The organism is Paenibacillus haidiansis (genome assembly GCF_036553665.1).
Lineage (GTDB): Bacteria > Bacillota > Bacilli > Paenibacillales > Paenibacillaceae > Fontibacillus > Fontibacillus haidiansis.
On sequence record NZ_JAZHPZ010000012.1, the window covers coordinates 14255 to 26390 of the forward strand.

Here is a 12136-nt window from a genome sequence, read left to right on the forward strand (position 1 = left end):
ATTACGGAAGGGAGTAAATTCGGATATGAGCGAACAACTACTCCATCAGATTTTGCAGAAGCTGGATCATATTGAGACAGAGCAATACGACATGAAATCCGACATACAGTCTATGAAATCGGACATGCAGTCCATGAAATCGGAAATGCAATCCATGGGATCGGAAATGCAGTCGATGAAGTCGGATATTCAAGGTCTTAAAGGAACGCAAGGACTCATGCAAACGCAGTTAAGCGAGACCCATGCCATCGTTAGAGCAATTAGCGACCGTCAGGATGTGACGGATGCCAAGCTTGACGCGCTTAGCATGGACATGAACAAGCGGCACGGCGAACAAAATTCCATCAGAGAGGAACAAGCACGCCATGAGAAGATTCTGGAGAAGCTGTGTCTCCGCTCGATTGAGCAGGAGACGGACATCTCGGCAATACGGCGGGCACTATAATATCAAACTAAATATATTTTTCAGATATTCAAGCTCCCGGATCAAAGACTCCGGGAGCTTATTTTATTCTTCAAATTCTCTAAATTTATCCCCGGGTAAAGCCGATATAAATGGTACAAAACTGTGAAAGGTAGCCATAGGCATATTTTCGCTATTCTTTTAAAGGGGGATTTGATTTTGAAAAGAGTATTATCCTTGTTGTTGACGGCTATGCTGATGGTTGGCTTGATACCGGCCGGGTTGGCCGGGACGGCAAATGCCGCTTCCACGGGGACATTTTTTGTGTTTCCTAACGAGAATTACAGCGTGGGTTCGGCTAGAGTAGTGAATACGGATGAGGTGAATCTGACCGGTACCATTAATAATGTGAACGGGGATATCTCCTACAGCGTTTATCAAATAGCCCAAAATTCCAGTAATGACTGGGAGGTTGTAAACTCCAATGTCGGTCAAACCGGAGGCATCACGCTGGACGGTTTTAAACTGACCGTTATGGATGTGCAACTCTACTCCGGGATGAACAAAATTACATTCAAAGGCACCAACGGCGCCAAATCGGTGGAAGATACGATTTATATCGAATTCCGCAACGGCCCTACGCTGTCTAACCTGCAAGCAAGCATGAGCGGCCAGACAGTGGATTTGTCCGAAGGCTCGACCGCCGTGTTGACGGCTGCTCCGAAATCGGCCAACTTCGGTAAGGACAGCGCCGATATCATCATTAGCGGTATCGCCAAAAACGCGCAGTCCGTTATGGTCACCGTAAATGACAAGAGCTGGACGTATAAGGTGTCTAGCTATAATGACTACAAATTTACCGCTTCTTCGATCAAAGTCAACGAAGGCAAGAATCTGATTACGATTACGGCTACCAACGGGGACCAGTCGGTAGAGACGACCCGGGAGCTCGCTTTCAATAATGGTGAATCGACGTTCTATGATTTGTACTTGAACCATGATGGCGACAATACCAAGTCCCCGGACTTGGCTACTTCCCCTGATTTTAGCGTCAGCTCGGTCGGAGCGGGAGATATCGTTCTCACAGGTAAAGCCATTGTTCCGGTTACGGATGGAGACTTTACAGTGGATTACACCTTCTCGGGAGGGGCGACAGGCACCGGTTCGGTGGATGCCGAAGTGGAGTCGACGGATGCGGACGGCGGATATACCGTAATCAGCTATGAGATTGACGTTCCTGCTGCCGCTTTTGACGACACGGTCAAGGTTCAACTGGAAGTGAATAATGAGCAACCTGACGGTTCTGTAAACACCGTTGGAGAACATACCGCCTACTTCACGCTCCGGGACAATTCGGAGCCGTATATTTACGCCATTAACTATTTGGATGGCTACAGCGGCAATACATCGGCTTCCCAAGCGTTGAATTTGACAGGCACGGCCACAAGCCCTACGAAATATACGGATGTTTATTCCCTGCCTGCGGGCTTTGAAGTCCTGGTGATTAACGGTACCAATTCTACGGACGTTGAGCTTGATAGTATTACCGATTCTAAAGGGAATAAACTTACCGGCGGAGATTTGGATGTAGTCACGCGGAAATCGTCCGTACAAACGATTAACGGGGTACAAACCGATGTCATGCGCATTATCGTAGAAATGAGCGAGCTTCCGGCCGACGGATCGCAACTGATTACTCTGTCCGTCGGGGACAGCAAGAAGACGGTTGCCATAACCTTGCTGTACGGTCCGTACGCACAGTTTGACAAGCTGTATGACGGTCAACAAATCTCGATCGATACGACGAATACGGACATGAAGAAAGATATTTTGAAAGCCGTCGGAAATTTCTCGGGTACTTTGTTTAACATTCCAAATACGGATACCATCGTGTACAGCGGCGGCAACAGAACGGTTTATTTATATGTCAACAACACATTGGTCGACCTGGAACAAGACGGTTCCAAGACCGAATTTAAAGTGGATGAAGATGACGAAGATACGGCGGCCGGCGCCATGATCACGGGCAGCAATACGATCAAGTTGGTTTACAAGTCGGGAACAAGCTCTTACACCAAGAGCGTATCGGTAAATCTTATCCAAACGAATGTGCCGGAAATTCCGGTCGAGGACACCTTGGGTGTGTTCCCTTATGCCGATGAAAGCGGCTGGGATATCCCCGACAAGAAAGACCCTGCCTTCGAAGAGACAGGTTCCACGTATTCAACCAAAGAAACAACCATGAACATTTACGGGACTTTTGATTTCCTTGATCTGGGCGGGAATGAGAACACTGTGAGAAGCTCACTGGAGGACCTGGACGATAATGGTAGCCTGGATGAGTATGCGCTAAATATTTCGTCTTCCGAAGATAGCGCGGATTCCGACGGCGTGACCTGGACCTTGGAAAATAGTCTGTTTTCCGAAGAAGACGGCAGCCGCTATGGTTTCTATGATTCCGGCGACGATGTAGACGATTTGCGAGTGTTCTATAACGAGGATGATGAATACTTTAGCTTTATCCTCCGTGATCAGGAAATTCCGGAGGACGGTTCTCCTGTTGTTTACAACTTTACTGTAACAAGTAACGGGGCTACATCCACCTATCGTATCGAAGTTGTATACTTACGTACGGTTTACAACGTAATTCGTCCATTGCCTGAAAAAACGACGCTCAACCAGAACTTTGTGGAAGTCGTGATTAGTTCGGACACGGCGGATAGCGTGACGGTCGATAAAGAGGAAGCCGTCAAAGTGGAATACGATGCCGATCTGGATGGCGATGTGGATTACCCGAACGCCTTCCGGGCCGTGGTTACGGGCTTGAAGGCCAATAAAGAAACGAAGATTAATATTGTCGTCAAAGAAGGCGACGATGAACTGAAGGAAACCATAACGGTCAAGTATGTTCCGACCAATATTCCGGGGGCGCAATTCATGGCCGAAATGGCCAAGACCCATAAAGTATTTGACGGGGCGCTTTCGCTGACGTTTGAGACCGGGACAAGTCTGATCCGGCGCGATTTCAATATTCCGGAGCAATTAAAGAACCAGGTCTTTTCCGGGCATGACCTCCGTTTTGCCATCGCCAACAAGGAAGACGGGGTTGTAGACCGGCACGAATTCGAAGTAAATTATGACGACTACAATTACTTGGTAGGAGCCGGGGAACAGTACTTCATCAGTAATTTCCCGGACCGCTTCGCCAAATCCAGTCCGGTATTCTGGATTGACGCCGGGATTGCCGACGATATTACCACAACGGAATATGATCCGGTTACCCAAGGCGCCGATCCGTACCAGTTCGATTTCTCGGACATCCCTAGCTTCTATGAGCGCGACCCGGAAAATGAATTGGTTCCATCGAAACGCGGAAAGCTTACGCTGGCCTATGATGCTTCGGTGGCCCAGGATGCGGGACGCCTTGTAACAGTATTCCACTTCGATCCGGAAAACCGTGAGTGGGAGAATATCGGCGGGGTTGTCGATGCGAAGAAGCACACCGTTACGATACCGTTTGACCGCTTCGGCTACTATGTCGTAGGCAAGATGAGCTCGTCTTACACCGATATTATCGATCACGCCTATGGCAGAGATTATATTGAAACAATTTTCTCGAAAGGCGTTATGAATCCGATCGATCCTTCCACGTCATTTGGCGTGGACAAGAAAATCACCCGCGCCGAGTTCGTGCGCGCGATCGTAAGAGCTAAAGAATTGGCGCTCAACTACAGCGGTGAGCTCCATTTCGGCGACGTTCCGAAGACGACGGTCATCGACCTTGACGCACTTTGGGATTATCGCTTTGTGGAAACGGCGGCTCGCGCCGGTTTTGTTAAAGGCTCGCAGCCGGGTGCCTTCGATCCGAATAGCCCTATTACGCGCCAGGATGCGTCCGTTATCATTGCCAAAGCGCTCGATTTGAAGCTGGAGACGGACCGTGCGAAGATCACGAAGGATCTGCAGAAGTATTTCAAGGATTATTCGACGATCGATTACTACGCTCAGGCATCCGTTTTGGCGATTGCCAAGAAGGGCTTTATTACGGGTTCTCCTGTAGATGCGAAGGACGAGTCCAAAGGATATAATTTCAATCCAGGAGCTTCTACATTGCGTGGAGATGCGGCGATTATTCTTGCCAGAGTGATGATTGACCAGAAGAAGCTGCCTAAGATGTAAGAGCTTATCTATGAAAGAGGGAGGGCCAATCGTTGGCTCTCCCTCTTTCCAATTTCATCATTTTGTATTTTAGCTGGAATTACGTTACAATAGCTGGGTAACAGATTTTTTCGCAAAAGGGTGAATAATAGAAATGAAACCGATTTTATCGAAACCGCAAGTTATGTATTCGAAAGCGAAGAGAAAGTTTGAGGATAAATCCAAAATTCTAGAAAAGAGAATCGAAGAAACCACCAAGATTCAGGAAGTGACTCAGGAGGTAATGGAAGGCTTGGTTATCGAGACCGGCTTCCACGATGCCTTTAATGAGCTGAGAGTGGCCGAGAACGAATTAATTGAATGGTCTCATAATACGATGAAACACGAGAAAACATATAAAGATAACAAGAAAGCCATCGATGATATGTACGAGAAGTTGAATACCGACCCGCAAATGCGCAGCCGGATCATTCAACTGGCGATGAGAGTACGCTAGAGGAAAACCCTTTCATAAGCAAAAAAGCATTAAGGCGTCCAAATTGGACGTCTTATTTGCGTTTGACATACATACATTTAGGGTATTGGACATTGGAAAAAGTTGCTTGATGACTGACATTTTTAGGGGTGTTATACTAATTTCCGTCAGGCGGCAGGGAAGTAAAATTGATGCAAAATCGGGGAAAGTTAGCAAAGGTAACAATCTTGCAATTTTTTTTCGAAACCCCGCAACTTTTTGAATCCTGCTGCGTTTAAGATGTAGAGCATTGACAATGATGACCAGTTTAGACATTCCAACATGTACCTCATGGGGAAACTTGTCTATCTATTAGAAAATTTAGCTTTACGGCACTTGGGACTCATTGTATAATGTTTAGGTAGGATTAGGAAACTAGTCTATTTCTACATTCTATTTTTATGTATGAAGCTGGTTACAAGTTTCTGCGGATTTAGCCGCAGACCTAATTTATAGGAAACCTGCTCAGGCTCTGGAAAGGGGGTGCAATGGCTAATGAGTAACACGAGCTATTCATTTAAAGAAAACTCTCATGTGATAGTTAATCAAGGAGGAGAAAAAAAGGTTATGAAGAAAATTTTATCCGTGGCTTTGTCTACAGCAATGGCATTCTCTATGTTTGCTTCTGTAGCCTTCGGCGCAGACAATAACTTGACGCCACAACAAAAATTTGATGTCCTCAAAGAAGCAGGCATCGTTACTGGTTACCCAGACGGCACTGCTGGCCTGGACAAAGCGATCACTCGCGCTGAACTTGCTAAAGTTATCGTAAATGCAATCGATCTGGAACCTGTTACAGGTGTTGCAACTTACACTGACAAGAACTACACTGCATCGCACTGGGCAGCTCCTTACATCGAAGCAGCTACGGCAGCAGGCATCATGGAAGGTAAAGATTCCGTTAAGAAACTCTTTGACCCAACTGGCAACGTAACAGTTCAAGAGCTGGCTAAAGTTCTGGTTATCGCTCTCGACCTGGAAGTTCCAACAGAAACTAACAACACAGCTTCTGACTGGGCTAAAGGTTATGTAGAAGCGGCTGTTAAAGCCGGCTACCTGGATGCAGGCATTAACTACCAAGCTAATGCAACTCGCTCCCAAGTAGTAATTGCTGCTCACGCAGTATACGAAGCTAACCAAGTTCCTACAGTTTCTTCTTACGAAGTAGTTGACCCTAGCAACGTAACTTTCACGCTGTCCAACGGCGAAAAAGTTGAAGTTGCTCTGGAAACTCCACTCGTAGCTAACAAAGAAACTGAAGTGAAATTCACTCACAACGGTGTTGAGTACACTGAAAAAGTTACTTATGTAACTACAGTTGCTCAAGCGGTTCAATCCGTAACTGCTGAGAACCTGAAGGAAGTTGTTGTTGTATTCGACGGCACTGTTGACAAAGTAAGTGCAGAAAACGAAAACAACTACGTGATTTCCGGTAAATCTTTCGAAAGCGCGACGTTGTCCGAAGACAAAACAACTGTAACGCTCTTGTTGGCTGAAGGTTCTGAACTGGCAGAACAAAAACAAACTAAGCTGGAAATCAAAAATGTTCTGAATGAAGACGGAACGAAGACTTTCAATGAAAAAGTCGAATTCACCCCAATTGACGTTACTGCTCCTACGATTAAAGAAGTAGTTGGTCTGGGAACAAAAGCGTTCAAAGTTGTCTTCAGCGAACCGGTTGATAAAACCGAAGCTGTTGTTGCAACAAACTATCGTGTTGATGGTAAGGGAATCGCTGCTTCTGTGAAATATGCTTATCCAGACACAGTAATCGTTGTTACAGATCTTGCTGAAGGAACTCATACTCTTCGTGTAAGTGAAGTAGAAGACTTCGCCGGTCTTCAAGTTGCTCCGGTTGAAAATGAATTTGAGGTAGCTGTTGATACTGAAGCTCCTGAAATCGTTTCGATCGAAACTGATGACCTGAAAGAAGTTACTGTAACTTTCAATGAAACCATTAAGGATGTAAAAGATGGCTATGCCAACTCTTCTTCCAAGGATCTGAAAGTTACTAAAATTAAAGATAATAAAGTAACACTTGTATTTAAAGATTCTGACGATAAGCTGAACACTGGCGAAAATACTATTCATCTGAACGGTGTTTCGGACTACAGCGGCAACAAAGCTGACCGCGAAGGAACTGTAACTCCTACTTTGGATACGATTCGTCCTACGGTTGTAGATGTTGATTTCGAAAAGAAAAATGGCAATTATATTGCCAAAATCGAATTTAGCGAAACTCTTAATTCAAAGACCGCTAAAGACAAAGACAACTACACCCTTGTTGATGAAGACGGAGATCCAGCCGATATTGCCGGCGTAAACAAAGATGGACATCCAACTCGTACTATCGAATACGACTCCGTGAAAAATATCGTAACAATCGACTTCGGAACAGAGTTCGACGATGAGTACACTCTGGAAATTGAAGGCATTGAAGATGACGCTGTAATCGCGAACACAATGCTTCCTTACTCCGTTGCACTTGATCCAGAAGGAACTGAAGATGCCGACATCGCTCGTGTATGGTTGGAGGAAAAAGGTAGTAAAGGACATTATGTTTACATCGAGTTTAACTCCGAAATTTCCGCCGACAACGATGATCATGCTAAATTCAGCTTCTCAGATAAAGACGATGCTTCTAACACTAAGCTCGAATTGACGGATGATGACGACGATATCGCTCCAATCGGCAAGGATACAATCCGTATTTACACCGAAGAAGCTATTGGAGAAGGTGACACTGTCTATGCAAGCTACATTAAAGATGCTGATGGTGATTATCTGAAGGATGGCGACGATACACCTTACACTCTTCAACAGGTTGTTAATAGCACAAAAATAGTTGAAGAAGACGGTGTAGCAAAGGCTACCGCTCTTGATACTGTGGAAATTAGCTTCAAAACTGCGCTTTCCACAGTAGACGAGGACGACTTTGTAATCGTCAATACTGTTTCTGGTAAAGCAGTAGCTTATGTTGATGACTATGAGTTGAAAGACAAGGACAAGAAATTGGTACTGACCTTGGATCGCGATCTGCCACTCGCTAACTTTAAGCAAGGTACCTACAGCTTGGCTACTGTAGATGACAATACTCAAGACCAATATGGAAATGCTGTTGACTTTACATGGACTAACGATTTGAAAAACAAAGCAATCGAACTCAAGGACGAAATTGATCCTGAAGTTGATGAAGTGAAATATGTATCCACAACTGATGCAACTTATCTGGACTTTACTCTTGACCAAGATGTTCGATTCACAGATTACAATGATCCTACTGCTAAAGCAGTAAGAGACCTCTTCGATATCGATGTACTTGGTGCTGGTGATGTAACAGTTAAGAGAGTTGATATCGTTGGTGAAGAAGTTGAAATCGATGGCGTAACTTACAAAGTAGGCAATGTAATCAGAGTTCAAATCGAAACTACTAAAGCAATTGCAGATGGTACCGATATTGAAATTGAATACAAAGACCCTAAAGGCTATATTCAAGATCCATATGGTAACACTGTTAAAGATTACTCTGACAGTATCTTGGCCAAATAATCATCACATCTTGCCCTCTTCTGAGTGAGTGAGTAATGACCCGTAAGACCACTTTGAAAAAAGTGACTCTTACGGGTCATTTAATTTTTTCAGGAACTTTTAAGCTTGTTGTGTTAAACTTTTCCTAAGTTGATGCGTATATAATGTATACGACAAATATCTAGGAGGTTTGAAGTTGAATAAGAGAACAACACTCGCTGCTTCTTTAGCGGCTACCGTTCTTATAAGTCAGGTTGGTTTATATTCTGCAGAAGCTGCATCATCTTCTACGGCTGCCGCCAATAAGGCGGCAACGGTAGTACATACGGTGAACAATTTGGCTCCCGTTAAGCTTGCGGCTAATAGCACCGTCCGACTAAGCAATGTTAATATTCTGTCCCAAGATGAACAGAATATATTAACTTATACGCTTGTGTATAAGAACAATGGAAGTACTACTATTGATCTGACGGATTATTGGACAAAGGTTAAAACAAATTCAGGGACAGCTTATACAGTTTCAATCGTCTCGAAAGATAGCGGCAAGAAGAAACTGGTTCCCGGAGCTGAAGTAAGCGTTACTTATACAGCCAGAATCGGTAAAAATCTGAATTATAGTGATTTGATTTTTCAACTGATTAAATGGGATTTCAGTCAGGCGAATTATGAAAGCAATTTGGGCAGTTTTAAAATTCCGGCAAGCTATACAATCTCTACACCGCTTAACTACTCCCAACAAGTGGATGTTTACGGGACAGGAGTTAAGTTCAAGGTGAACTCTTTTGATGTTTTAACGGTTGGTGACTATAAGTACGCAAATGTGGCACTTAACATTCAGAACAATAGTTCAAGTCTGCTTAGTAAGCCAAATTTGAAATTTGTCATTCAGACGGTCAGTGGGACTACGTTTACGATGACCCCAGACACTTCGAGCACAGGCTACGAAATTCAATCTCAAGATAATAGAACGATTAATTTAAATGCAAAACTGCCTAAGAATGTAAGTACGAATAATTTAAAATTGATTGCTATAGAGACGGATGAAACGTTGAAACTGGATTATCCTATTGTGTCTATGAAACTCGCTAATGCAAGTGCCGACAACTCCAAGACTTTAGCGAATAAAGTAAAGACTTTGTTAGTCGGGAACTCTAAAATTGAGACAAGTATTCAGAGCGCCTATCTGAATCAGAGCAATTTCAAAAGTGATGTATCGGTTCAATTAATGGTTTCGAATACAGGTACGGAGGCGGTAACCGTTCCGGCTTATTCGTTCCAGCTTCAATCCGGCTCGACCTCTTATCCAATTACTACTGATCAGTTTTCCGGATTGACGCTTGATCCGGGAGAAGAACAAAATATTTCATTAGATGCATCAATGCCTGTTTCCGCGCTTGGAAACCTGGAATTGGTCATGAAAGTGCCGAGCGGCTCAGCATCAACCGAGGGTGAGCCGGCGACAAGCTCATCCAGCTATCCGGTAGCCGTGTTTGTTCTTCCGGAGGCTCAAACGATGTACAACTCTTCGGGTGAGGAACGGTATGTGAAAAATAATGCCGGATTATTCGGGGTATCGTTAGACGCTGTCCAAAAATTGCCATGGGATAACAGTAATCTCTTGACCTCTAAACTGACAATTGTGAATAGAGGATCGGTTGCGGCTCAATTACCGCAGTTTGCCGGTGCCTATAAAGTGGATGGCTCTTCCGTTAGTGAATCGACTCAACTCATTAATAGCAGCGCCAGCAGCATCTTGGGCCCTGGAGAAAAAACGAGCGTATATGTGGTTACAACCGTACCTACTAATTTGAATTTCAATCAGGTTCAAGTTCAGCTTCTTGAGAAGAAAGCGGATGAGAAAACAAGCAACTGGGTTCAATTTACGAACCTTGGCAAACTTAGTGATGTTGCAGTTACAACTAACGGGTCGTATTACAATATGGATATGGCCGGGAAAAAGGCGGATCTGCAAGAACACGCAACATATGTGTATAAAGGTACATCTTCGGATGTCCTCTATACTGAGATGATTATGCGAAATCTTGAGGATATGCAGGTTGCATTGTCAAAACTAGAGGCATACTTTAAGACGAGTGACGGTCAATATTATAAAGCTGAAGTAACTCAGCCGGAAACAACGGTTAGCCCTAAAACGAACAACATCGTCACGTTCTCGGCGAAAGTTCCGAAGAACCTTACACTCTCGAATATGCAGTTGATCGTGGGCGAAGGAATTAACGGCAGCAAATTAACCGCAACCGGTGAAACATCCACCGGATTTGTAAATGCTAACGCTATGGAATTGATGTTGGATAGCCGCGATATTAAAAGCGGCCTAACCAATATTGAACTCTTCCCTTATAGCTTGAGTATCAAAGGTATTGAAGGCCGTACAAGCAGCGGAGGCCTTGAAGTCTCGTTTGATTACGACTTGAAGCGGGATATAACTTACAATATGGGTACTTTCGGGCATAAGTTCATTTTGGAAGTCATGGATTCCAGCGGATTGAAATTCCAAAAGGAAATTGAACTTGAGAAAGATTTTACAATTGGCACAAATCAATCGTTTAGTTACACCGTCTCCGACCCAATATATCAAACAGATCGTTCGGGTGCATTCCAATTCTCTGTGTATGATTCCTTTGGCGGAGAGAAAACAAAAATTGCTACGTATGCTGTAGGCTATGAGTAATTAATGAAAAACTAAAGTAAAGATGATTAAGGCAGTGCAGGATCCATTCCTGCACTGCCTTTTTCTTTTTCTAACTAATAAAAATTTTCCTCCACAATGAATTGAAATCCAATCGAGGAAATGATATCATGATTAATGACCGAATGACCAGAATAACAAATTGGTCATTTCGTATCAAAAGTCAATTTAAAGTTAAAGGAGGCGTATTTCATGGCAAGCGCGGTGAATCGCCGTGAATTAATAGTTGAAGCGGCGGAGAGGTCTTTTTCGCTGTTCGGCTATAAAGCAACGACGATGGACCAGGTGGCCAAGATTGCAAATGTTGCCAAGGGGACAATCTATACGTTTTTCACCAATAAGGAAGAGCTCTTTGATGAAATTCTTCATTCGATCATTGCGGATATGAAGCTCGTTATTGAGCGGACGGTGAGAGAGGATAAGCCGTTTTTTGAAAATCTTTATGAAACGATGGACGCGCTGTTGGAATACAGAAGCCAGCATGAGCTTCTTCACAAGCTAATCCAAGAGGTGCGCAATTTTGGCACACAGCAGGCCCATGAAGGCTTGATTAAAGTCGAGGAGGCCATTCTTGGTTATCTGGAGCGGCAGATCGCTATTGCCGGCGAGCACGGGGAGATTCACTCCTTTGATCCAAAAGTAATTTCCTTCGTGATGGTGAAGCTTTACGTCGCGCTGACCGTGGATTGGAACAATCTCCATGAGCCGCTAACCAAAGAGCAAATTAAGGAATTCGTTCGCGTTTTTTTGGCGGGCGGGCTGCATGTAAGACAGCAGGATTAAGGAAAGAGACTATGACTAAAATAGAGAACCAATTCGGGGG

The 12136-nt window shown here is 44.2% G+C and carries 6 protein-coding genes; all 6 read left to right on the top strand.

Going from position 1 to position 12136, the window contains the following annotated elements; genetic code table 11:
* Nucleotides 1-25 precede the first annotated feature (25 nt).
* Nucleotides 26-445, top strand: a complete 420-nt coding sequence (locus V3851_RS19665; RefSeq protein WP_331848267.1) for a hypothetical protein — start codon at nucleotides 26-28, stop codon at nucleotides 443-445.
* 177 nt (nucleotides 446-622) lie between these two features.
* A complete protein-coding gene (locus tag V3851_RS19670) occupies nucleotides 623-4582 on the top strand; it encodes an S-layer homology domain-containing protein (protein ID WP_331848268.1) in 3960 nt (1319 codons plus the stop codon).
* A gap of 133 nt (nucleotides 4583-4715) precedes the next feature.
* Nucleotides 4716-5057 (top strand): hypothetical protein, encoded by a 342-nt coding sequence (locus tag V3851_RS19675; RefSeq protein ID WP_331848269.1) that lies wholly within the window; start codon nucleotides 4716-4718, stop codon nucleotides 5055-5057.
* A 513-nt stretch (nucleotides 5058-5570) separates the two neighbouring features.
* The gene (locus tag V3851_RS19680) at nucleotides 5571-8624 is read left to right on the top strand and encodes an S-layer homology domain-containing protein (protein WP_331848270.1); all 3054 of its coding nucleotides are present in this window, start codon (nucleotides 5571-5573) and stop codon (nucleotides 8622-8624) included.
* 175 nt (nucleotides 8625-8799) lie between these two features.
* On the top strand, nucleotides 8800-11295 hold the full coding sequence (locus V3851_RS19685) for a hypothetical protein (RefSeq protein ID WP_331848271.1): 2496 nt from the start codon (nucleotides 8800-8802) through the stop codon (nucleotides 11293-11295).
* A 210-nt stretch (nucleotides 11296-11505) separates the two neighbouring features.
* Complete coding sequence (locus V3851_RS19690) at nucleotides 11506-12096, top strand: TetR/AcrR family transcriptional regulator (RefSeq protein ID WP_331848272.1); 591 nt, start codon at nucleotides 11506-11508, stop codon at nucleotides 12094-12096.
* The last annotated feature ends 40 nt before the right edge of the window (nucleotides 12097-12136 follow it).

Excerpts from the sequence above, each read along its gene's own strand:
- V3851_RS19665 (WP_331848267.1), top strand. The coding sequence starts at position 26 with ATGAGCGAACAACTACTCCATCAGATTTTGCAGAAGCTGGATCATATT.
- V3851_RS19675 (WP_331848269.1), top strand. The coding sequence starts at position 4,716 with ATGAAACCGATTTTATCGAAACCGCAAGTTATGTATTCGAAAGCGAAG.
- V3851_RS19690 (WP_331848272.1), top strand. The coding sequence starts at position 11,506 with ATGGCAAGCGCGGTGAATCGCCGTGAATTAATAGTTGAAGCGGCGGAG.
- V3851_RS19680 (WP_331848270.1), top strand. The coding sequence starts at position 5,571 with ATGAGTAACACGAGCTATTCATTTAAAGAAAACTCTCATGTGATAGTT.